Source organism: Planomonospora parontospora, assembly GCA_014647935.1.
GTDB lineage: Bacteria > Actinomycetota > Actinomycetes > Streptosporangiales > Streptosporangiaceae > Planomonospora > Planomonospora parontospora.
Window position 1 is genome coordinate 93,292 of the sequence record BMQD01000017.1, and the last position, 22,534, is coordinate 115,825.

The 22,534-nt window shown below is 73.9% G+C and carries 19 protein-coding genes; 12 read left to right on the forward strand and 7 right to left on the reverse strand.

Going from position 1 to position 22,534, the window contains the following annotated elements:
* Positions 1 to 36 precede the first annotated feature (36 nt).
* From IEZ07_RS24905 to IEZ07_RS24915, 3 genes are all read left to right on the forward strand, one after another.
* Complete coding sequence (locus IEZ07_RS24905; protein ID WP_191896964.1) at positions 37 to 765, forward strand: pyrimidine reductase family protein; 729 nt, start codon at positions 37 to 39, stop codon at positions 763 to 765.
* A 41-nt stretch (positions 766 to 806) separates the two neighbouring features.
* Positions 807 to 1,163, forward strand: a complete 357-nt coding sequence (locus IEZ07_RS24910) for a hypothetical protein (protein ID WP_191896965.1) — start codon at positions 807 to 809, stop codon at positions 1,161 to 1,163.
* A 127-nt stretch (positions 1,164 to 1,290) separates the two neighbouring features.
* Complete coding sequence (locus IEZ07_RS24915) at positions 1,291 to 3,576, forward strand: acyl-CoA dehydrogenase family protein (RefSeq protein ID WP_191896966.1); 2,286 nt, start codon at positions 1,291 to 1,293, stop codon at positions 3,574 to 3,576.
* A gap of 32 nt (positions 3,577 to 3,608) precedes the next feature.
* On the opposite strand, the gene IEZ07_RS24920 is transcribed toward IEZ07_RS24915, so the two are convergent.
* Positions 3,609 to 4,319: a class F sortase gene (locus tag IEZ07_RS24920; protein ID WP_239320414.1), complete on the reverse strand. Its 711-nt coding sequence runs from the start codon at positions 4,317 to 4,319 to the stop codon at positions 3,609 to 3,611.
* Between the two features lie 3 nt (positions 4,320 to 4,322).
* Complete coding sequence (locus IEZ07_RS24925; protein WP_191896967.1) at positions 4,323 to 5,162, reverse strand: hypothetical protein; 840 nt, start codon at positions 5,160 to 5,162, stop codon at positions 4,323 to 4,325.
* 496 nt (positions 5,163 to 5,658) lie between these two features.
* Between IEZ07_RS24925 and msrB the strand changes: the two genes are divergently transcribed.
* Complete coding sequence (gene msrB / locus IEZ07_RS24930) at positions 5,659 to 6,060, forward strand: peptide-methionine (R)-S-oxide reductase MsrB (protein WP_191896968.1); 402 nt, start codon at positions 5,659 to 5,661, stop codon at positions 6,058 to 6,060.
* Between the two features lie 384 nt (positions 6,061 to 6,444).
* Here msrB and IEZ07_RS24935 read toward each other — a convergent pair whose 3' ends face one another.
* The 3 genes from IEZ07_RS24935 to hemG form a co-directional block, all read right to left on the reverse strand.
* Complete coding sequence (locus IEZ07_RS24935) at positions 6,445 to 7,230, reverse strand: hypothetical protein (protein ID WP_191896969.1); 786 nt, start codon at positions 7,228 to 7,230, stop codon at positions 6,445 to 6,447.
* Between the two features lie 221 nt (positions 7,231 to 7,451).
* Entirely contained in the window at positions 7,452 to 8,159 is a 708-nt protein-coding gene (hemQ, locus tag IEZ07_RS24940; RefSeq protein ID WP_068895965.1) for a hydrogen peroxide-dependent heme synthase, read from the reverse strand.
* A 135-nt stretch (positions 8,160 to 8,294) separates the two neighbouring features.
* The gene (gene hemG, locus IEZ07_RS24945; RefSeq protein ID WP_191896970.1) at positions 8,295 to 9,719 is read right to left on the reverse strand and encodes a protoporphyrinogen oxidase; all 1,425 of its coding nucleotides are present in this window, start codon (positions 9,717 to 9,719) and stop codon (positions 8,295 to 8,297) included.
* Positions 9,720 to 9,974: 255 nt separating this feature from the next.
* On the opposite strand from hemG, the gene IEZ07_RS24950 reads away from it, so the two are divergent.
* The gene (locus tag IEZ07_RS24950) at positions 9,975 to 10,973 is read left to right on the forward strand and encodes a DUF4349 domain-containing protein (RefSeq protein ID WP_191896971.1); all 999 of its coding nucleotides are present in this window, start codon (positions 9,975 to 9,977) and stop codon (positions 10,971 to 10,973) included.
* Here the strand turns inward: IEZ07_RS24950 and hemE are convergent.
* Positions 10,939 to 11,976 (reverse strand): uroporphyrinogen decarboxylase, encoded by a 1,038-nt coding sequence (gene hemE, locus IEZ07_RS24955; RefSeq protein WP_191896972.1) that lies wholly within the window; start codon positions 11,974 to 11,976, stop codon positions 10,939 to 10,941. The two genes, IEZ07_RS24950 and hemE, sit on opposite strands and share 35 nt — an antisense overlap.
* 730 nt (positions 11,977 to 12,706) lie before the next feature.
* On the opposite strand from hemE, the gene IEZ07_RS24960 reads away from it, so the two are divergent.
* From IEZ07_RS24960 to IEZ07_RS24980, 5 genes are all read left to right on the forward strand, one after another.
* Positions 12,707 to 13,303: a DUF3000 domain-containing protein gene (locus tag IEZ07_RS24960; RefSeq protein WP_191896973.1), complete on the forward strand. Its 597-nt coding sequence runs from the start codon at positions 12,707 to 12,709 to the stop codon at positions 13,301 to 13,303.
* Entirely contained in the window at positions 13,300 to 14,526 is a 1,227-nt protein-coding gene (locus IEZ07_RS24965) for a ribonuclease D (RefSeq protein WP_191896974.1), read from the forward strand. Before IEZ07_RS24960 ends, IEZ07_RS24965 begins: the two co-directional genes overlap by 4 nt.
* Before the next feature lie 299 nt (positions 14,527 to 14,825).
* Positions 14,826 to 15,968, forward strand: coding sequence for a Gfo/Idh/MocA family protein (locus tag IEZ07_RS24970; RefSeq protein WP_191896975.1), 1,143 nt, complete (start codon positions 14,826 to 14,828; stop codon positions 15,966 to 15,968).
* Positions 15,965 to 17,098: a dihydrodipicolinate synthase family protein gene (locus IEZ07_RS24975; protein ID WP_191896976.1), complete on the forward strand. Its 1,134-nt coding sequence runs from the start codon at positions 15,965 to 15,967 to the stop codon at positions 17,096 to 17,098. Before IEZ07_RS24970 ends, IEZ07_RS24975 begins: the two co-directional genes overlap by 4 nt.
* Before the next feature lie 44 nt (positions 17,099 to 17,142).
* Positions 17,143 to 17,991, forward strand: coding sequence for a sugar phosphate isomerase/epimerase family protein (locus IEZ07_RS24980; RefSeq protein ID WP_239320416.1), 849 nt, complete (start codon positions 17,143 to 17,145; stop codon positions 17,989 to 17,991).
* Positions 17,992 to 18,009: 18 nt separating this feature from the next.
* On the opposite strand, the gene IEZ07_RS24985 is transcribed toward IEZ07_RS24980, so the two are convergent.
* Positions 18,010 to 19,020: a LacI family DNA-binding transcriptional regulator gene (locus IEZ07_RS24985; RefSeq protein ID WP_068895983.1), complete on the reverse strand. Its 1,011-nt coding sequence runs from the start codon at positions 19,018 to 19,020 to the stop codon at positions 18,010 to 18,012.
* A 189-nt stretch (positions 19,021 to 19,209) separates the two neighbouring features.
* Between IEZ07_RS24985 and IEZ07_RS24990 the strand changes: the two genes are divergently transcribed.
* Positions 19,210 to 20,409, forward strand: coding sequence for a thiolase family protein (locus IEZ07_RS24990; protein ID WP_068895985.1), 1,200 nt, complete (start codon positions 19,210 to 19,212; stop codon positions 20,407 to 20,409).
* The gene (locus IEZ07_RS24995; protein WP_191896978.1) at positions 20,406 to 22,478 is read left to right on the forward strand and encodes a 3-hydroxyacyl-CoA dehydrogenase NAD-binding domain-containing protein; all 2,073 of its coding nucleotides are present in this window, start codon (positions 20,406 to 20,408) and stop codon (positions 22,476 to 22,478) included. Before IEZ07_RS24990 ends, IEZ07_RS24995 begins: the two co-directional genes overlap by 4 nt.
* Positions 22,479 to 22,534: the final 56 nt, after the last annotated feature.

A 22,534-nucleotide genomic window follows, 5' to 3' on the forward strand; every position in this document is an offset into this window, starting at 1 on the left:
TCCGTTATCGACCGGTGGCTGTGCCAGGGTGGGGGGATGCGCCTCCTGCACCCCGCTCCCCCCGCCGGGACCGACGTCGATCTCGCCCTCGCCTACGCCTATCCCGGCCCGCGGTGCGTGCGGGTCAACATGGTGGCCAGCGCCGACGGCGGGATCTGGCTCAAGGGCCTGTCCGGCGGGCTGTCCGGCACGGGCGACCGGCGGGTCTTCGGGGTGCTGCGCGGGCTGGCCGACGTGATCCTGGCCGGGGCCGAGACCGTCCGCAGCGAGGGGTACGGCCCGGCCCGGCCGCGGGAGTCCTGGCGGGCGCTGCGCGAGGGCCGTCCCGCCGCCCCGGCGGTCGCCGTGGTCACCCGGAGCCTGGAGCTGGACCTGGACTCCCCGCTGTTCACCGAGGCGGAGCCGGGCGCGCGCACGATCGTCGTCACCTGCGGGGCGGCTCCGGCGGACCGGCGCGCGCGGGCGGCCGGGCGCGCCGACGTGATCGTGGCCGGGGACGACCGGGTGGACCTGGCCGCGGCGGTCCGGGAGCTCGGCGAGCGGGGGCTGGGCCGGGTGCTGTGCGAGGGCGGGGCGCGGATCAACGGCCAGCTCGCCGCGGCGGACCTGGTGGACGAGCTCTGCCTGACGGTCAGCCCGATGCTGGTCGGCGGATCCGCCGCCCGGGTCCTGGACGGCCCGGACGTGCTCGCCCGCCTCCGCCTGGCTCACGTCCTGGAGGAGGACGGCTTCCTGTTCACCAGATATATCCGGTCTTCTTCCTGAATCCCATAGACATTGCCGACTACAAACGATATATCTCGACTATGGATCGATCATCCTCATCCGGCGACGAGCTGCGCGCAGCGGTCGAGGCCCGTCGCGAGCTCGGCCCCGAATTCGAGGACTCCCTGGTCGAGGGCTTCCTGGAGAAGATGGACAGCGAGATCGACCGGCGGGTGGACGAGCGGCTCGCGGCCCGCGCCCCGGCGATCCGCCCCTCCGTGGCCGCCGGGCAGCGGCTCGCGCTCTCGATCGTCTCCCTCACCCTGGGCGTGCCGTCGACGGTGGCCCTGGCCCTCATCCTGGACAACCCCGGCTTCGTGCTCGCGGTCATCTGGGTCGGCATCATCGCGGTGAACTTCGCCTTCGCCGGGGGCGGGCAGCACGACCGGCGGCGATGACACCGGGCGGCCCCCACCGGGCCGGCCGCCTCCTCCGGCGGATCCCGGGCACCGGACCGACCGGCGGGCGGTGACGGCCGGGACACGCCCTCTTACATAAAACCGAATGCCGTTCTAGAGTCTGCGCATGAGCATCGGGATCACGGGGGAGCACTGGGCGCTCGCGGCCTCCGTCCACGGTTTCGCCGGGCGGAACATCGCGGTCCGTGGCGCGGAGCACGAGCCTTTCCGTGCCGCGCTGGCCGCGCAGGGACTGCTGGGGCTGCACCTTCCGGAGGAGTACGGCGGGCAGGGCGGCGGGCTGACGGAGCTCTCCGTCGCGCTGGAGGCCCTGGGCGAGCACTGCACCCCCGGATCCCATCTGCCCACCGCCCTCGCCTCGGCGATCATCTCCCGCGGCGGATCCGCACACGGGCTCCTGCCCGCCCTGGCCGACGGGACCCTGACCGCCGCCGTCGCCCTGCCCGGAGGCTTCCGCGCCGCGTCCCCGGACGCCCCGGCCGCGCGCCCCGCTCCGGACACCGCTCCGGGTACCGCCGGGCCGGGCGCCTCCGCCCCGGGCCCGCCCGCCGGGGACGCGGCCCGGCCCGAACGCCTCCTGACCGCGCTGGGCCCGCCCGACGCCGGCCTCGTCGTCCTGCCGCTCGCCGACGGCCGGTGGGCCGCCCTCGACCGTGCCGACTGCGTGACGGAGCCGCTGGAGGGCGTCGATCCGACCCGGCCGCTGACGGCGGTGGCGGCGCGGTCCGTGCCGGTCGGCCGGGTGCTGGACGGGGTGACCGCGGAGCTGGTGAGCGCCCTGGCGGTCGTCCTGCTCGGCGCCGAGGCCTGCGGCGTGGCCGCCTGGGCGGTGACCACCGCCGCGGAGTACGCCAAGGTCCGCGTGCAGTTCGGCCGCCCCATCGGCCAGTTCCAGGGCGTCAAGCACCGGTGCGCCGCCATGCTCGTCGCCCTGGAGCAGGCCCGCGCCGCGGTGTGGGACGCCGCCCGGGCCCTCGACGCCGCCGCTCCCCACGTCTCCGGCCCTCTCACCGCCGGCCCCCACGTCTCCGGTCCAGGCGGAGCGCGCGGGGAGAACACGGCGGCCCCTGCCGGGACGTCCGCCGGAGAGGCCGCCCTCGCGGTGGCCGCGGCCGGGGTGCTCGCCGCCGACGCGGCCGTGCGGTGCGCCGCCGACGCGATCCAGGTGCTGGGCGGGATCGGCTACACCTACGAGCACGACGCCCACCTGTACTACCGCCGCGCCCTGTCCCTGCGGGCGCTGAGCGGCGATCCGGGAGAGTGGGCCGAGCGCGCGGCCGTCCTGGCCGCCGCCGGGGTGCGCAGGGCGATGGAGCCGGACCTCCCCGCCGAGGCCGAGCCCTTCCGCCGGGAGATCCGGGCCGCCGTCGCCTCCCTGGCCGCGGAGGAGCCGCTGACCCGGCTGGCCCGGTTCGCCTCCGAGGGCTGGCTCATGCCGCACCTGCCGGAGCCGTGGGGCCGCGCGGCCTCTCCGCTGGAGCAGGTCGTCATCCACCAGGAGTTCCGCGCCGCCGGGGTCCGGCGCCCCAACCTGGCCATCGCCGCCTGGGCCGTGCCGTCCATCGTCCGGTACGGCACGCCGGAGCAGCGGGAGCGCTTCCTGCCCAAGACCTTCACCACCGAGATCACGTGGTGCCAGCTCTTCAGCGAGCCCGGCGCCGGGTCCGACCTCGCCTCGCTGTCCACCCGGGCCGTGCGGGTCGAGGGCGGCTGGTCCCTGAGCGGCCAGAAGACCTGGAACTCCCTGGCCCAGTACGCGCACTGGGGCATCTGCCTGGCCAGGACCGACCCGGACGCCCCCAAGCACGAGGGCATCACCTACTTCCTGGTCGACATGTCCTCCCCCGGCGTCACCGTCCGCCCGCTGAAGGAGATCAACGGAGACGAGATCTTCAACGAGGTCTTCCTCGACGACGTCTTCGTCCCCGACGACCTGGTGGTCGGGGAGGTCGGGCAGGGCTGGAAGGTCGCCCGCGACACCCTGTCCCATGAGCGCGTCGCCCTCGGCGACTCCTGGGGACCCGGCTCGCAGCACACCGACATGGTCAAGCTGATCGGCAGGCTCGGCGGCCCGCAGGCGCTCCGCCCCGCCGCGCTGGAGCAGGCCGGACAGCTGTGGGCCGAGGGCCAGGCGATCTCCGCGCTCGGGCTGCGCGTCACCCTCTCCCAGCTGTCCGGCGGCGACCCGGGCACGGCCTCCAGCGTCCGCAAGCTCCTCGGCATGCGCCACTCCCAGGCGGTCTCAGAGTTCTGCTGGTCGATCGACCCCGCCTCGCCGTACTGGAACCGGATGGTCCTCGCCACCCGGGCCTTCACGATCGGCGGCGGCACCACCGAGATCCAGCTGAACATCATCGCCGAGCGAGCCCTCGGCCTCCCCCGCGACCCGTGACCGCCCGCGCCGCCGTACGGCGGCGCGGGGACTCAGGCCCGGCGGTAGACGCGCGCGAGGTGGGCGTAGACGATCGTGTTGCCCGTGTAGCTGCGGGTCCCGTGGTCGAAGGCGCCGCCGCAGGTGACGAGGCGCAGGGCGGCGTAGTCCACGTCGCCGTAGACGCGGGCCGTGGGGAAGGCGTCCTTGGCGGCGAGCTCGCTCGCGTCGACCGCGAAGACCGCCACGGAGCCGTCCCGGCGCAGCACCTGGATCTGGTCGCCGCGCCTGAGCCTGTGCAGGCGGGCGAAGACGGCGGGCCCGGTGCGGGTGTCGAGATGCCCCGTGATGACGGCGGGACCGCGTTCGCCGGGAGCCGGGCCTCCGGCGTACCAGCCGGCGAGGTCCGGAGGGTGCAGGGGCGGGTTCTCGATGGCGCCCCCGGCGCCGAGGCCGAGCCGCATCAACCGGGCCGACACCCCGATCCTGGGGATGTGCACGGTCAGCGGCACGGACCTCTTCAGCGGCCGGGCGAACGTGTACGCCAGCGACCCGCCGGAGGCCACCGGCACGAGCGGGCGGCGCGACACGCCCGCCGACGGCGCGGACGGCGACGCCTCCGCAGGCGGCGGCTGCCCGGCCGACGCGGAGAAGGCGCCCTCCTCGGAGAGGATGCGGCCGACGCCGAGCCCGCACAGCAGCACCCCGGCCGCGGTGGCCAGCGCCGCCGCCCCGAGCGTCGGCCGCCGCCCGGTGGACGGCACCGGTTACGCTTCGGCCGACCGGCGGCCCCGTACGGCGAGGCCCGCCAGCCCGGCTCCCAGCAGCAACGCCGCACCGCCCGCGGCGAGGGGCCAGTCACCGGACCGGGCCTTCGCCGCGAGGCCCCCGCCGCCCGTCTGCGGGGCGCCCTCCGGGATCCTGCGCCGCTCGTCCGCCCTGGGGTCCCACGAGGCGGGCAGGGAGGCCGGGGCCCTGGAGACCGTCTCACCGGGCACGGCGGTCCAGCTCTGGCCGGACCCGCCCGAACCGCCCCCGCCCGGAGCGGTCGGCCAGGATCCGGTGGAGGGCGCCGTCGGCTTCCCCGGCCACCCCTTCGACCCCTTGTCCGTGAAGTCCTTCCCGGAGTCCTTGTCCGTGAAGTCCGTGCCCGTGCCCTTGTCCGTGCCCTTGTCCGTGCCCTTGTCCGTGCCCTTGTCCCGGACCGGCTTCCCGCCGGTGGTCTTCTCCGGCCGGGACACGCCCGAGGCCTCCTTCGCCCCGCCCCCGGTCCCGCCGGACGCGCCTTCGGACCGGTCCCCGTCCCCACCGGAGGCGTGCGCCTCCGACGAGGTGGAACCCGAGCCCAGCGCTCCCGCCCACACGTCGTCCTGGCGGCTCGACACCCCCCCGCCGGGACCGCGCGTCTCCCGGCCGCCGTCCCCCCGGGCCCGCCCTCCGGCCTGTCCCACCGCCTGTCCCGCCGCCCCGCCCGGCTGCGACGCGCACGGCGGCAGGATCGTCTCGCATGTGCCCGGCACGGCCCGCCCGTCCACCGGTGACGCCTGGGCGGCGGCCGTACCGATCCCGACCGCCAGGGCGGCGCCTCCGAATGAGAAGGCCGTCACCGCACCCACCGCCGCGAGACGTCGTGCTCCTGCGATAGCCGCCACAGTTCTGCCCCCGGTGCCGATGTGTTCCGCGTGTCTTCGATGCACGGCCGAGCTTCGCGAACCGGCGGAGCGGGAGGCAAGCGCCGCCCTCTGGAGGCGGCCCATCGTTTACCCGAATCAGACGCAGACTTTGCCGCCCGGCCCGGTTAGCCGTACGGTGGCGCCGGACGGACGGGTCCGTCCCGGAGTCGCCGCGGCGGCGGGACCGGGCTCTCGACGGGACGGACCGCGATCATCCGTCCCGCTCTCCGGTCCCGGGCGCTGGCGCGCCACCCGGCCGGCGGCATTCGCACCGTCCCGTTGATCCTCGGGACGGCCGGACGGATGATCTCATCCCTCATCTGGAAGGTGAAAACCCCCCACACTGACAAGGACGCCGGATCGGGCGCCCCAGGATGCTCCGCCCTCCAAGATTTTTCTCCCGGCCGCGGCGTTCGCGTAGAGTCATGACATGGACAAGGTGGTCAAGAGCGATGCCGAGTGGCGCGCCCAGCTCTCTCCCCAGGAGTTCCAGGTGCTCCGCCAGGCGGGCACGGAGCGTCCCTTCACCGGCGAGTACGTCGACACCAAGACCGTGGGCGTCTACAGCTGCCGCGCCTGCGGCGCCGAGCTGTTCCGGTCGGACACCAAGTTCGACAGCCACTGCGGCTGGCCCAGCTTCTACGAGCCCTCCGCGTCCGAGGCCGTCACCCTGATCGAGGACCGCTCCCTCGGGATGGTCCGCACCGAGGTCCGCTGCGCCCGCTGCGACTCCCACCTCGGCCACGTGTTCCACGGCGAGGGCTACGCCACGCCCACCGACGACCGCTACTGCATCAACTCCGTCTCGCTCAGGCTGGAGCCCGCCGAGTAGCCCGGCCCCGGCCGGTTCTCCGGAGTGCACCCGGGACTTTCCGCATTCACCCGCGCGGGCGGGTGAATGCCCGCCCTGGCACGGGTAAAGACTACTACGCACAGTGCGCAAGCATCTCCAAAGAGTGATCTTTCTCCCGAGGAGCCCCCGTGCATCTCCGCCACAGGTGGGAGATCATCGAAACCATCGGCAGGGTGGTCACCCAGCGCTGCACGATGTGCGGAAAGACCCGGGTCAGGATCCTCTGACGCCCTTCACCCCGTGGACGAGGGGGCTTCCGAGGGAGCCGGGATCGGCTCTCCCGATCGGGCGGCACGGTGCCCGCAGACGTCGCGGGTCCGCGACGCGTGACGCGGGGCCGCCCTGACGGCGCGGTCGGGGGCCTTACCGGCCCGGCCTGGGATAGGTGACCCGGCAGGTGGAGTCGTCGGGGCCCAGCACGTTGGCCAGGACCGGGTTGCCGTTCTCGCCGAACTCCGCCTGGACGAAGACCACGGGGTCGTCCTCCCCGATCTCCTCGGCGAGGTAGTCGAGGCCCGTCTCGCACAGTTCGATCGCCTGCTTGGAGTTGTCCGCCGACTCCGGCAGGTCGGTGTATATCCGCAGGTACCCCCCGACCATGCGGATGTCCTTCACCCGCTTGGCCGCCTTGCTCCGCTGGAAGTACGCGACGGCCCCGGCATCGGTGTGCTTGGACCGGCCCGCCGCCTCGGCCTCCCCGCCCTTCGCGGCCTTCTTGGATTTCTTCTCGGGCTTCCCGTTCCCGTCGCCCCCGGGTTCACGGGACCCGGGCTTCCCGGCGTCCGCCTCGCCGGCCACGGCGGGGTCCTTCCGTTCCGGGGCCTCGCCGGTCCCGGGCTTCTCCGTGCCGGGCTCCTCGGCCGCGGGCTCCCGCGCCGCGCCGCCCGGATCACCGGCGGGCGCGCCCGAGCCCGCGCCGTCGAGCCCCGCGGCCACCATCGGGGTCCGCCGTCCGTCCGCCCCCACCGGACCGGGGGGCGCCGTCCGCGGCACCCCCGCCTGCGGGAGCGCCACAGCCGTCTCCGGCGCCGCTCCCCCGTCCGCGGGGCCCCGCTGCGAGGTCTTCCCGCCTGCGGCGGGAGCCTCGCCGGACGACGAGCTCACGACCACGATCCCGGCGACCGCGACCGCCAGGGCCGCGGCCCCCACGGACGCCTCCCGGCTCCACCGCCGGGACCTCTTCCTGCGGTGGCCGCCCCTGTGCCGCCCGGAACGCACCAGACCTTCGCCCTTGGTCACTTTGACCTCGCACTCGGGAGATTTTCCCTGAGTATGACAAAATTTTGGAACGAGGCCGCCCGTTTCCGGCAGGGCTTTGCCTTTCACCCCGGAGTCACCGCCGGGTCATCGCGGGGTCACCGCGGGGCGCTTCACGGCAGGGCGTTGACCAGCTCGCTCACCGGCTTGCGGATACCGGTGTAGAAGGGGATCTCCTCCCGGGTGTGCCGCCGGGCCTCGGCCCCGCGCAGGGTGCGCATCAGGTCGACGATGCGGTGCAGCTCGTCGGCCTCGAAGGCGAGCATCCACTCGTAGTCGTTCAGAGCGAAGCACGCGACGGTGTTGGCCCGCACGTCGGGGTAGTCACGGGCCATCCGGCCGTGCTCGGCGAGCATCCGGCGGCGGTCGGCGTCGTCCAGGAGGTACCACTCCAGGGAGCGGACGAACGGGTAGACGCAGACATTGGCCCGCGGCTCCTCCTCGGCGAGGAACGCCGGGATGTGCGACTTGTTGAACTCCGCCGGGCGGTGCAGCGCCATCGCCGACCAGACCGGCTCGGTCAGCCGGCCCAGATCGGTGCGGCGGAACCGCGAGTAGGTCTCCTGCAGGTCCTCGGCGGTCGGCGCGTGCCACCAGAACATGAAGTCGGCGTCGGCGCGGAAACCGCCCACGTCGTATACGCCGCGGGTCACGACGTCCTTCTCGGCCATCTGCGCCAGGAGGTCCTCGACCTCGCCGGCCAGGCCCTCCCGGTTGCCCGGGCAGCCGTCGCGCAGCCTGAAGACCGACCACATCGTGTAGCGGATCACCTGGTTCAGGTCACGCGCCTTGGGCCGCTGCTTCTCGTCCGTCGTCCTCACCCTCTCATCAGGAACTCTGCTTCCCCCGCCCTCCAAATCTAGCGAGGGGGGCGTCCGGTCCGTCCGGCGGGGAACGGCCTCCCGGACCTCCCGGACCTCCGCGCCCTTCCCCGGTCCGCCCCTCCCGGCCGCCTCTCAGGCGACGGAGGAGCCGCTCTGCCGGGAGGCCAGGTGGTCCAGGATCCGGGCCGCCGCCGTACGCGCGGTGGCGATGCAGGCGGGGATGCCGACGCCGTCGTAGGCCGCGCCGCACAGGGCCAGGCCGGGCTGGGCCGCGACCGCCGCGCGGATGCGCGCGACCCGGTCCAGGTGGCCCACGTTGTACTGCGGGAGCGAACCGCCCCAGCGGGTGACCCTGGAGTCCAGGGGCAGGCCCCGCACGCCCAGGATCTCGGCCGCCTCCGCCATCGCCAGGGCGACCAGCTCGGCGTCGTCGCGCTGCAGGAGCGCCTCCTCCCCGAGCCGGCCGATCGAGCAGCGCAGCACGACCAGGTTGGGGTCGGCCTCGGCCAGGTGCGGCCACTTGACCGAGCTGAACGTCGCGGCCTTGACCGGGCGGCCCTCGACCGGCGGCACCAGGTAGCCGCTGCCGGCCGGAGCCTGCGGGAAGGCCACCCGCGGATAGGCCAGGGTGACGATGGCCATGCTGGCGTACTCGATCCTGGCCAGCTCGGCCGCGGCCTTGGGCACCTCGGCCGCGAGCAGGCGGCCGGCCGCGGGGGCGGGGGCGGCGACGACCACCGCGTCGGCCTCGACGACCTCGGGATCGGGCACCGGCCCGGCCACCAGCCGCCAGCCGCTCCCCGCGCGGCGCAGCTCCCGGACCATCACCCCGGTCCTGATCTCCGCGCCGGAGGCGGCGGCGACGGCCTCGGGCAGACTGCCCATGCCGCGGCGCAGGGTGGCGAAGACGGGACCGGCGTCCTTGGGCGCCTCTGCGGTGATCTTCCGGGCGGCGGCGAGCAGGGAGCGCTCGGAACGGGCGACCGCGGCGATCCTGGGCATCGTCGCGTCCAGGGAGAGGGCCTCCGCCCGGCCGGCGTAGACGCCGCCGAGGATCGGCTCGATCAGCCGGTCCACCACCTCCCCGCCCATCCGGGCGCGGACGTAGGCGGCCACCGAGACGTCGGTGGTGACGAGCGTGGCCGGCATGACCTGGTCCAGCGGCACCCTCGCCAGCCCCGCGGGGCTCAGCACGCCCGACCGGGCCAGGGCCAGCAGGTCGGACGGGACGCCCATGACCTGTCCCCTCGGCATCGGCCGCAGCGCCCCGCCGACCAGCAGGGCCGCCTGGGCGTCCCCGGGGTGGCGCAGCTCCTCGCCGAGCCCGACCGACCTGGCCAGGTCCCTGCCCTCGGGCCGCCGCAGGAGCATCGCCTCGGCCCCGGCGTCGACCGCGACCCCGGCCACCTCGCTCGCGTGGAGCTTGCCGCCGATCCGCCCGGCGCCGTCGAGCACGGTCACCCGGACGTCCCCGCCGCCCTGCCGCAGATGCCACGCCGCGGCCAGACCGGCGATCCCGCCGCCGACGACCACCACATGGCTCCGGTTCCCTTCCATGACTCCTGACCGTACCGCTCCCCTGCGGCCGTCCGCGTCCTGCCCCGGGCGCGCCGTCCGACGCCGCTCACCGCCCCCTGCGGCCCGCCGCCGGGAAGAACGTGACGGCATCGTGACCCCTTTCCGCCGAACCCGCGCTCCCGGACGCCCGTCTCCAGGTGCATGACCAGATTCCGGTACGGCCCGCGCCTGGTGGTTCCTCTCGTGGGCCTGGCATTGTTCGCGTCGGCCTGCGGCGCGTCGGAGACGCACTCCGTGAGTGACGCCGGCGCTCCGGCGCCGGCCTCCGCCCAGAGCGGCGGTTCCGGCGAGGGCGGCGGCTCCGGCGAAGCGGGGTTCGACCGCGCGGAGAGCGCCGAGGCCCCCTCGTCCGCCGAGGGTGGGGGCGAGCGGCGGCAGACGGAGCAGGTGCAGGCGGTCCCGACCGAGCGGGCCATCGTCTACACCGCGCAGATGACCGTCCGCGCCGAGGACGTGGCCGCCTCGGCGGAGACGGCCAAGCGCATCGTCACCGCGGCCGGCGGCTATCTCTCCCAGGAGAAGTCGGACGCCTTCGGCGGCGGCGAGGCCTCCTCCACGCTGGTCTTCAAGATCCCGCCCGCCGGTTACCCCGGCGTCGTCGACCGGTTCGGCAAGGAGCTGGGGAAGCGGGAGTCGGTCCAGCAGAACACCGAGGACGTCACCGAGGAGGTCGCCGACGTCGAGAGCCGCCTGAAGTCGGCGCGGTCCGCGCTGGACTCGCTGCGCGCGCTGCTCAAGCGGGCGGACACGATCGGCCAGGTGCTCGAGGTCGAGCGGGAGATCTCCAACCGGGAGGCGGAGCTGGAGTCGCTCCAGGCCCGGCAGAAGAAGCTCGCCTCGCTCACCGGCATGGCGACGCTGACCCTGAACCTGATCGGCCCGGTGGCCGAGGCGCCCGAGCCTCCGGAGGAGGAGCCCGGCGGCTTCCTCAGCGGTCTGGAGGCGGGCTGGGACGCCTTCGTCACCACCGTCAAGGTCGGGCTGACGGTCCTCGGTGCGCTGCTCCCCTGGCTGCTCGTGATCGTCCCGGTGTGGCTGGCGATCGCCCTGGGACTGCGCCGCAGCCGCAGGAGGCGCCCGGAACCGCCCGCGCCCTCCGGACCGTTGGCTCCCGGACCGGTTCCTCCCGGACCGGTGACCCCGGACACGCCTCGGACGCCCCCCGGGCCGGCGCCCTCCGACTCGCCGCCGGGCGACGTCAGCGGGCCGACGCCCGGTGCACGAAGTCGGTGAGGCGCGCCAGCTGGTCGGGGTCCGTGCCCGGCAGCACGCCGTGACCGAGGTTGAAGACGTGGCCCTCCGCCTCGGCTCCGCGGGCGAGGATGTCGCCCGCCCTGCGCTCGACGACCTCCCAGGGGGCGAGCAGGGTTGCCGGGTCCAGGTTTCCCTGGAGCGCCTTGCCGGGGCCGACGCGGCGGGCCGCCTCGTCGAGCGGGACCCGCCAGTCCACGCCGACCACGTCGGCCCCGGCCTCGCCGAGCAGGCCGAGCAGCTCTCCGGTGCCGACGCCGAAGTGGATGCGCGGGACGCCCAGGTCGGCCAGGCCGGCGAAGATGCGGGCGGTGTAGGGGAGGACGAACTCGCGGTAGTCGTCGGGGGCGACGGCGCCGACCCAGGAGTCGAAGAGCTGCAGGGCCGAGGCTCCGGCGGCGGCCTGGATGCGCAGGAAGCCGAGAGTGATCTCGGTCAGCCGGTCCATCAGGGCGTGCCACAGGTGCGGCTCGCCGTACATCATCGCCTTGGTGTGGTCGTGGTTCTTGGAGGGGCCGCCCTCGATGAGGTAGGAGGCGAGAGTGAACGGCGCGCCGGCGAAACCGATGAGCGGCGTCGGCCCGAGTTCGCCGGTGAGCGCCCGGACGGCCTCGGTGACGTAGGAGACGTCGTCGGGCTCGATCGGGCGCAGGGTCCGGACCGCGGCGGCGTCCCTGATCGGGTCGGCGATCACCGGTCCGACGCCGGGCTTGATGTCGAGGTCGATCCCGATCGCCTTGAGCGGGACCACGATGTCGCTGAAGAAGATGGCCGCGTCCACCCCGTAGCGGCGGACCGGCTGCATCGTGATCTCCACGATCAGGTCGGGGGTGGCGCAGGCCGTGAGCATGGGCACCCCGCCGCGCACGGCCCGGTACTCGGGCAGCGAGCGGCCCGCCTGGCGCATGAACCACACCGGCGTGCGGGAGACGGGCTGGCGGCGACAGGCGCGCAGGAACGGGGAGTCGGCAAGCTCGGGATTCACCCTCCCAGGGTGCCATGCCCCCCGGCCGGTCCGCGCACCAAGTCCCAGGTGGCGCGGCCCGCCCGAAATACCGGTCAACGGGTGACATCACATCCGGAAAGGCCCCGGACGGTCATCCGCGACCATGCCGGGGCGGTCCTTCAGGTCCAGGCGTCCCGTCCGCCGGAGTTCGGCCGGAGACCCGAGGAAAGTCGGCGACCGGAGGCCTCCGATCTCGCGAGACGGCGCGGAGCGATCATGTTTGCGGGTACAGTTCCTCCCATCGGCGAACCAGGGTCGGCCCCCGGCCGGTCCAAATGTTCGTCAATCACCGCGCGGCATCGATTCCGGCACCACTTTGGGGACACGCCGAGCACGTTGCGCGGAATTGTCGGCGCGACGTGCCAACGTCGGACCACGACCCGACGAAAGGCCGTGTGCGATGACCACGATGTGGAATTCACCCGAACGCCGCGGTGAGCACTGTGCTTCCTGTGCCGCCGAGCGGGTTTTCGAGCAGCCGCCCTGCCCGGACGGCCACGGGGCGGGCGAGTGCCCCGAGTGGGCCTGCTCCGAGTGCGGGCACGCGCTGCTGCTCGGCTCCGGCTCCGGCCTCCCCGGGACGCCGGGAGTTCCCGCTGGCGCCGCGCGCGCTCCGCACCGCCCGATGGCTTCGGTTTGATCGGCTCCGATGGCTCCCACGAACACCCCGATGGTCCCCATGCGCTCAGTTTCGACCTACGCTTCCGATATGACCCTCGGTGACGCGCCGCCCGCTCCCGCCGCCTTCCGGCGTGCGGTGGCGAGCCTGCGCCCGGCCGAGATCAGGCCGGAGATCGAGCTGGAGGACATCCCCGCACCCCAGCGCCTGGCCCCCTATTCGGCCGCCATCGGCGCCTCGGTCTACCGCGACGACGACGAGCTCGCGGTCGGGCGCCTCATCGTGCTCTTCGACCCGGACGGCCAGCGGGGCTGGGACGGCCAGTTCCGGCTGGTCGCCTACGTCCGGGCGGACATGGAGCCGGAGATCACCGAGGACCCGCTGCTCGGTCCCGTCGCGTGGAGCTGGCTCACCGAGTCGCTCGACGCGCACGCCGCCGGCTACGCCGCCGCCGGAGGCACCGTCACCCGGGCCGTCTCCGAGGGCTTCGGCAACAAGTCCGAGGACCCGGTGACCACGGAGCTCGAGCTGCGCGCCTCCTGGTCCCCCCTGGAGGAGGACCTCTCCGGCCATGTCGCCGCCTGGTGCGACCTGATGTGCCTGGCGGCGGGCATCCCCCCCCTGCCCTCCGACGTGGCGACCCTGCCGCCGCGCCGTCGCGAAGATCCGGAGTCCTTCAGAACGTGACCGACGAGACGACGATCGTTCCACTGCTGGAACCTCGAGAAGGCATCCCCCCCGTCATCGAGGACCCGACCGGCCTCGCGCGCGTCGTGCGCGCCTTCGCCGAGGGCACCGGGCCGGTCGCCGTGGACGCCGAGCGGGCCTCGGGTTACCGCTACAGCGGCCGCGCCTATCTGGTGCAGCTGCGCCGGGCGGGTGCGGGCAGCGCGCTGATCGACCCGATCCGCTGCCCCGACCTGTCGGAGCTGGACGCGGCGCTGGCCGACGCCGAGGTGGTGCTGCACGCCGCCTCCCAGGACCTGCCCTGCCTGGCGGAGCTCGGTTTCCGCCCGCGCGCGCTGTTCGACACCGAGCTCGCCGGGCGGCTGCTCGGCTACGAGCGGGTGGGCCTCGGCATGATGGTGGAGAACGTCCTCGGCCTCCGGTTGGAGAAGGGCCATTCCGCCGCCGACTGGTCCACCCGCCCGCTGCCGGAGGACTGGCTGCGCTACGCCGCGCTCGACGTCGAGGTCCTGATCGAGCTCCGGGACGTCCTGCACGAGGAGCTGAAGGCGGGCGGGAAGCTCGCCTGGGCCGAGGAGGAGTTCGCCGCGGTGCTGGCCCACCGGTCACCGGGGCCCCGCACCGACCCGTGGCGGCGCACCTCCGGGATCCACAAGGTGCGCGCCCTGCGCGGGCTGGCCGTGGTCCGGGAGCTGTGGACGCTCCGCGACTCCCTCGCCCGCGAGGCCGACCTGGCGCCGGGCCGGGTCCTGCCCGACTCGGCGATCGTCGCCGCCGCACTGGAGCTGCCCCGCACCACCAAGGCCCTCACCGACATCCCCGCCTTCACCGGTCGCAGCGCCCGCAAGCACCTGCGCGACTGGCTCGCCGCGATCACCAGGGCACGCGCCCTGCCGGAGTCCGAGCTGCCCCAGCCCAGTGCCCCCGGAGACGGGCCGCCGCCCGCCAACCGCTGGATGGACCGCGACCCGGTCGCCGCCCGGCGGCTTGCCGCGGCGCGGACCGCGATCGCCGCCCTCGCCGACGAGCACCGCATGCCGACGGAGAACCTGCTGCAGCCGGAGGCCGTGCGCCGCCTGACCTGGGAGCCGCCCGCGGTCGTCGACGCGGAGACCGTCGCGGCCCGGCTGCGCGGGCTGGGCGCCCGCGAGTGGCAGATCGGGCTGGCCGCCCGCCCGGTCGCCGAGGCGCTGGCCCGCATGGAGGCGCAGGAGAAGGCCTGACTCTCCCGGAGCCGCGGAAGGGCCGGGCCCCTCCAGGGGTGCAGGAGAAAGGCCGCCCCTCCCGGAGCCGCGGAAGGGCCGCACTCCTCCGGAGGCATGGCAGCGGGGCCTCCTCCGGAGAGCGGGGCAGAGTGCCGCCCGCCCACCCGCCCTCCCTCGGCTGGCACCGGCCACCGGGCAGCCCTTTCCCGCCGCGTCCTCCCCAAGATGCGGGACCGTCACCTCCAGGCGCTTGCCCGATGGGCCTGACCTGCCGTACGGTGGTCAGGAAAGCGCTTTCCATAGGAGGCTCAGAGAGAATGTCCCCCCGAAGCATCGGTGTCGTGATGAACGGTGTCACCGGCCGCATGGGTTACCGCCAGCATCTGGTCAGGTCGGTCCTGGCGATCAACGAGCAGGGCGGCGTGACACTGTCCGACGGCAGCCGCGTCCTGCTCAGGCCGGTGCTGGTGGGCCGGAACGCCGAGAAGCTCGAGAAGCTCGCCGCCGACCACGGCATCGCCGAATGGACCACCGACCTCGACGCGGCCCTGGCCTCCGACGAGAACCTGATCTACTTCGACGCCCAGGTCACCCAGGCCCGCGTCAAGGCCGTGCTCAAGGCCATCGAGGCCGGCAAGCACATCTACGCCGAGAAGCCGACCGCCGAGACCGTCGATGAGGCCGTCGCGCTGGCCGAGGCCGCCGAGGCCCGGGGCGTCAAGAACGGCGTCGTGCAGGACAAGCTCTTCCTGCCGGGCCTGCTCAAGCTCAAGCGCCTGATCGACGGCGGTTTCTTCGGCCGGATCCTCTCGGTGCGCGGCGAGTTCGGCTACTGGGTCTTCGAGGGCGACTGGCAGACCGCCCAGCGCCCCTCGTGGAACTACCGCACCGAAGACGGCGGCGGCATCGTGCTCGACATGTTCCCGCACTGGGCCTACGTGCTGGAGAACCTGTTCGGCCGCGTCCGCTCGGTCTACGCCCAGGCCGTCACCCACATCCCCGAGCGCGTGGACGAGCGGGGCGTGACCTACCCCGCCACCGCCGACGACGCCGCCTACGGCGTCTTCGAGCTGGAGGGCGGGGTCATCGCGCAGATCAACTCCTCCTGGAGCGTCCGGGTCAACCGCGACGAGCTGGTGGAGTTCCAGGTGGACGGCACGCACGGCAGCGCCGTCGCCGGCCTGCGCAACTGCCGCATCCAGCACCGGGCCACCACCCCCAAACCGGTCTGGAACCCCGACCTGCCCGTCACCGCGCGGTTCCGCGACGACTGGCAGGAGGTCCCGGACAACACCGAGTTCGACAACGGCTTCAAGATCCAGTGGGAGATGTTCGTCCGCCACGTGCTGGAGGACGCGCCGTTCCCCTACGATTTCGCCTCCGGGGCGCGCGGCGTCCGCCTCGCCGAGCTGGGCCTGCGCTCCTCCGCCGAGGGCCGCCGCCTGCCGGTGGAGCCGTGACGCGCATCGCGCTCCCCGGCGGGGAGCACACCCTGCGCGAGCCGGTGGTCTGGGAGCGGCCCGCCGGGCCGCCGCAGAGCCGGATCGTCTACGCCGCCGCCCACGTGGTGGCCGACCCGCTCGGCGACAACACCCCCGGCTCCCCCGCCGCCGTCGACTGGGACGCCACGCTGCGCTTCCGCCGCCACCTGTGGTCGTACGGCCTGCGCGTCGCCGACGCCATGGACACCGCGCAGCGCAACATGGGCCTGGACTGGGCCGCCACGAGCGAGCTCATCCGGCGCAGCGCGGCCGAGGCGGCGGACTTCGGCGACCCGGCCGCGCTGGTGGCCTGCGGGGCGGGCACCGACCACGCCCCGGACGCCGGGACGCTGGACGAGGTGGTGGCCGCCTACACCGAGCAGATCGAGACCGTCCGCGGTGCCGGGGCCGGGGTCATCGTGATGGCCAGCCGGCAGCTCGCCCGGATCGCCCGGGGTCCGGAGGACTACCACGCGGTCTACGGCAAGCTGCTCTCGCAGACCGACCGGCCGGTGATCCTGCACTGGCTGGGCGAGATGTTCGACCCGAACCTGGCCGGCTACTGGGGTTCGCGGGACGTGGCCGAGGCCACCGCCTCGTTCCTGGAGCTGATCCGCGGGCACGCGGCGGCGGTGGACGGGGTCAAGGTCTCGCTGCTGGACGCCGAGCACGAGATCGGGCTGCGGGCGGCGCTGCCGGAGGGTGTGAAGCTCTACACCGGCGACGACTTCAACTACCCGTCGCTGATCGCCTCCGGCAGCCACGCGCTGCTGGGCATCTTCGACGCGATCGCCCCGGCGGCCTCCGCGGCCCTGGCGGCGCTCGACGCCGGGGACCTCGCCCGCTACGAGGAGATCATGGCCCCGACGGTCCCGCTCTCCCGGAAGATCTTCGAGGCGCCGACCTACAACTACAAGACCGGCATCGTCTTCCTGGCCTGGCTCAACGGCCACCAGGACGCGTTCGCCATGGTCAACGGCGCCCAGGCGGCCCGGTCGCTGCCGCACCTGGCCGAGGTGTTCCGGCTCGCCGACGCCGCGGGCCTGCTGAGCGACCCCGAGCTGGCCGTGCGCCGCATGCGCTCGCTGCTGGAGGTGCACGGGCTGTGACAGGCACCGCGACAGAGGCTGTGGCACCGGCTGCGGCACCGGCTGTGACGCCGAGGGGGAGCCGCCTGTCCCTCAACCAGTGGACGACCAGGCGCTGGTCGGTGGCCGAGGCCGTCGACGGGTGCGTACGGCACGGCGTCGAGGCCATCGGCCTGTGGCGGCAGGACGTCGCCGTGCAGGGCCTCGACGAGACCGTGAAGCTGGTGGCCGACGCCGGACTGCGCGTGTCGTCGCTCTGCCGGGGCGGTTTCCTCACCTCCGGGGACACCGCCGCGCTGGACGACAACCGCCGGGCGATCGACGAGGCGGCCGCGCTGGGCGCCCCGTGCCTGGTCATGGTGGTCGGCGGGCTGCCCGGGGTGGTCCCCGCGGAGCCGCTCGGGGCGGTCGACCGCGATCTCGCGGGGGCCCGGGAGCGGGTCGCCGAGGCGCTGGCCGTACTGGCGCCGTACGCCGGTGAGCGCGGGGTGCGGCTGGCCCTGGAGCCGCTCCACCCGATGTACTGCGCCGACCGGGCCGTGCTGTCCACCCTCGGGCAGGCGCTGGACCTGGCCGAGCGGCACCCGGTGGAGCAGGTCGGCGTCGTCGTCGACACCTTCCACGTGTGGTGGGACCCGCAGGTGCTGGAGCAGATCACCCGCGCCGGGGAGCGGATCGCCTCCTACCAGGTGTGCGACTTCCTGCACCCGCTCCCGCAGGACGTGCTGCTCGGCCGGGGGGTGATGGGCGACGGCGTGATCGACTTCGCGCCGCTGACCGCGGCCGTGGCCGCGGCGGGCTACACCGGCGACATCGAGGTGGAGATCTTCAACGCCGACGTCTGGGCCGCCGACCCCGACGAGGTCCTGGCCCGGGTGAAGGCCAGGTTCGGCGAGCTGGTCGAGTCCGCCTGACCGCGAGGGCCCGGGGCCTCACCCTTCCGGGGTGAGGCCCCGGGTGCTCCCGCGCAGGACGACCTCGCCGGAGACCCGCTCGACCCGGGGCTCCCGCGCCTCCTCCGACGGGTCGAGGGCGAGCTCCAGCGCGCGGGCGCCCATGTCGGACAGCGGGAGCCGTACCGTCGTCAGGGAGGGGACGAGGTCGCGCAGGGTGGCGATGTCGTCGAACCCGGCGACCGAGACGTCCTCCGGCACCCGGATCCCGCGGTCCCGGAACGACGCCAGCGCCCCCACCGCCATCACGTCGTTGACCGCGAACACGCAGGTGGCGTCGGTGACCTCGGCCGCCGCCCCGTAGCCGCCGTCGCGGTCGAAGGTGCCGTGCACGAGCTGCGGCGCGGGCAGGCCCAGCTCGGCGAGCGCCCCGGTGAACCCGGAGACCCGGTCCTGGGCGGTGATCAGCCAGGGCGGCCCGGCCAGCACGGCGAAGCGCCGGTGCCCCAGACCGGCGAGAGCCCGGGCGAGCTCGGCGGCGCCCTCGGCGTTGCCGGGCGCCACCGTGTCGGCGCCGAGCAGGTCCTGGCCGACGCAGGCGATCCGGCCGCCGGTCGCCCGGTAGCGGTCGAGCTCCTCGCGCAGCCGCCGGGTCACCCCGGGGTTCGCGATCCGGGACCCGGCCAGCAGCACGGCGCGCACGCGCTGCGCGTTCAGAGTCGCGACGTAGGCGATCTCCCGCTCCGGATCGCGGTGCGTGGTGGCGACCATGACCATCAGCCCCTGGTCCTCGGCCACCCGCATCGCCCCGTCGGCCAGCGCCGCGAAGTAGGGGTCGGTCAGGTCGTGGACCACGAGCCCGACCACGTTGCTGGCGCCGCGGGCGAGCGTCTGCGCCGCCACGTTCGTCCGGTAGCCCAGCTGCTGGGCGGCCTGCTCCACCCTGGCCCGCAGCGACGCACCCACCTGCCGGGTGCTCCCGTTGAGCACCCGCGAGGCCGTGGCGAGCGAGACCCCCGCGTGCCTGGCGACATCTTCGAGCGTGACCACAGGCGACCTCCTGGAAAACGATTGCCAATCTTGCCAGAGAGGATCCCCGCCGCGCACCTCCGAGGGGTAGACCTCGCTGTGGGGGAGCTCACCGCGACGCGCCCGGATCCGGCCGCGCCACCCGCGCCAAACGTTGTTACCGACCAGTAGCATGGTCTGCGTAGCCACCCATCAACGAGGAGCGAACCCGTGCCTTCGTCTCGTGACGTCGTATTCGTCGACGGAGTGCGCACGCCCTTCGGCAAGTCGGGTCCCAAGGGCCTGTACGCCGAAACGCGCGCCGACGACCTGGTGATCCGCGTCATCCGCGAGCTGATCCGGCGTAATCCGAATCTGCCGCCGGAGCGTGTCGACGAGGTGGCCATCGCGGCCACCACCCAGATCGGCGACCAGGGGCTGACCATCGGCCGCTCCGCCGCCGTCCTGGCCGGGCTGCCCAAGAGCGTGCCCGGCTACGCGATCGACCGCATGTGCGCCGGCGCCATGACCGCGGTGACCTCGGTCGCGGGCGGCATCGCCTTCGGCGCCTACGACGTGGCCATCGCCGGCGGCGTCGAGCACATGGGCCGCCACCCGATGGGCGAGGGCGTCGACCCCAACCCCCGGTTCGTGGCCGAGCAGATCGTGGACGGCTCCGCCCTGGTCATGGGCATGACCGCGGAGAACCTGCACGACCGCTACCCGGCCATCTCCAAGGAGCGCGCGGACGCATTCGCCCTCGCCTCCCAGGAGAAGGTCGCCAAGGCCTACGCCGACGGAAAGATCCAGCCCGACCTGGTCCCGGTGGCCGTGCGCTCCGCCGAGAAGGGCTGGGGCCTGGCCACCGCCGACGAGGCGCCCCGCCCGGGCACCACGCTGGAGGGCCTGTCCACGCTGAAGACGCCGTTCCGGCCGCACGGCCGGGTCACCGCGGGCAACGCCTCCGGCATCAACGACGGCGCCACCGGCTGCGTCCTGGCCGCCGCCGACGTCGCCGCCGAGCTGGGCCTGACCCCCAAGATGCGCCTGGTCTCCTACGCCTTCGCCGGCGTCGACCCCGAGGTCATGGGCGTCGGCCCGATCCCGTCGACCGAGCGGGCGCTGCGCCTGGCCGGGCTCTCCATCGACGACATCGGCCTGTTCGAGATCAACGAGGCCTTCGCCGTACAGGTGCTGGCCTTCCTGGAGCACTTCGGCATCGCCGACGACGACGACCGGGTCAACCCGTACGGCGGCGCGATCGCCTTCGGCCACCCGCTCGCCTCCTCGGGCGTGCGCCTCATGACCCAGCTCGCCCGCGAGTTCGGCGAGCGCCCCGACGTCCGGTACGGCGTCACCACGATGTGCGTCGGCATGGGCATGGGCGGAACGGTCATCTGGGAGAACCTCGCCTGGGAAGGTGCGAAGTGACGGATATCAAGGAACTGTTCGCCGACGAGGTCGTCACCAGGGCGGCCGTCCGCGACGTCGAGCTGCCGTACGGCGCCGGCACGATGGCCCTGATCACGCTGGACAACGGCTTCGACCACACCAAGCCGTCGACCTTCGGCCCCGGCGGCCTGACCTCGCTGAACGAGGCGATCGACTCCGTCGCGGGCCGCACCGACCTGGCCGCGGTGGGCGTCACCGGCAAGCCGTTCATCTTCGCGGTCGGCGCCGACCTCAAGGGCGCCGCCCTGGTCTCGCAGCGCGAGCAGGCGCTGGCCATCGGCAAGCTGGGCCACGACGTGTTCCGCCGCCTCGGCGAGCTGGACGTGCCGTCGTTCGCGTTCGTCAACGGCGCGGCGATGGGCGGCGGCCTGGAGGTCGCCCTGCACTGCACCTACCGGACCATCTCCTCCGGCGTGCCCGCGGTGGCGCTGCCCGAGTGCTTCCTCGGCCTGGTACCCGGCTGGGGCGGCACCCAGCTGCTCCCCCGCCTGATCGGCCCGGCGAACGCACTCAAGCTGATCATCGAGAACCCGCTCTCGCAGAACCGCATGATCAAGGGCCGGGACGCCTTCGCGCTGGGCGTCGCCGACGCGATGTTCGAGCCCGCCGACTTCCTGGAGGAGTCGCTGCGCTGGGCGGCCCAGGTGCTCCGCGGTGAGGTGGAGGTCTCCCGGACCGACCACACCGCCGAGGACTGGTCGCAGGTGGTCGACGGCGCCCGCGTGCTGCTCGACATGAAGCTGCACGGCGCCAGCCCGGCCCCCTACCGGGCGCTGGAGCTGGTCGCGCTGGCCCGCACCGCCTCCCGGGACGAGGGCTTCGACGCCGAGGACCAGGCCCTGGCCGACCTCCTCATGGGCGACGAGCTGCGCGCCGGGCTGTACGCCTTCGACCTGGTGCAGCGCCGCGCCAAGCGGCCCGCCGGGGCCCCGGACAAGGCGCTCGCCCGCAAGGTCACCAAGGTGGGCGTGGTCGGCGCCGGCCTGATGGCCTCGCAGATGGCGCTGCTGTTCGCCCGCCGCCTGGAGGTCCCGGTCGTGCTGACCGACCTGGACCAGGCCCGCCTGGACAAGGGCGTCGGCTATGTGCACGCCGAGGTCGACAAGCTGCTCGGCAAGGGCCGGATCACCGGCGACCAGGCCAACCGCCTCAAGGCCCTGGTGACCGGTTCGCTGACCAAGGACGCGTTCGCCGACGCCGACTTCGTCATCGAGGCCGTGTTCGAGGACATGAAGGTCAAGCAGCAGGTGTTCGCCGAGGTCGAGGCCGTGGTCTCGGAGACCTGCGTGCTGGCGACCAACACCTCCTCGCTCTCGCTGACCGAGATGGGCTCGGAGCTGGCGCACCCCGAGCGCCTGGTGGGCTTCCACTTCTTCAACCCGGTCGCGGTGATGCCGCTGCTGGAGATCATCCGCGGCCACGCCACGGACGACGCCACGCTCGCCACGGCGTTCTCCGTCGGCAGGTCGCTGAAGAAGTCCAGCGTGCTGGTGAAGGACGCCCCTGCGTTCGTCGTCAACCGGCTGCTGACCCGCTTCATGGGCGAGGTCATCGCCGCGGTCGACGAGGGCACCCCGCTGGAGCTCGCCGAGCACGCCCTCGACGACCTCGGCCTGCCGATGACCCCGTTCGCGCTGCTGCAGCTGGTCGGCCCGGCCGTCGGCCTGCACGTCGCCGAGACCCTGCACGCGGCCTTCCCCGACCGCTTCGGCGTCTCGGAGAACATGGCGAAGCTGGTCGCGGCGGGCAAGCCCGGCGTCTACGGCGCGGACTTCTCCCTCGACCCGGAGGCGGTGACGATCTTCTCCGGCGGCGCCTCCCCGTCCACGGCCGAGCAGGTGCGCGAGCGGGTGCTGCGGGCCCTGGCGCAGGAGATCCGGATCATGCTCGACGAGGGCGTGGTCGCCGCGGCCCAGGACATCGACCTGTGCATGATCCTGGGTGCGGGCTGGCCGTTCCATCTGGGCGGCATCACCCCGTTCCTGGACCGGTCCGGCATCGCCGAGCCGCGCTTCCTGGAGCCGGGCGTGGCCTCCGTGCCCGCCTGAGTGCCCGCCTGAGTGCCCGCCTGACGGTCCCGGCCTCCACGGGGCCCGTCCCGCGC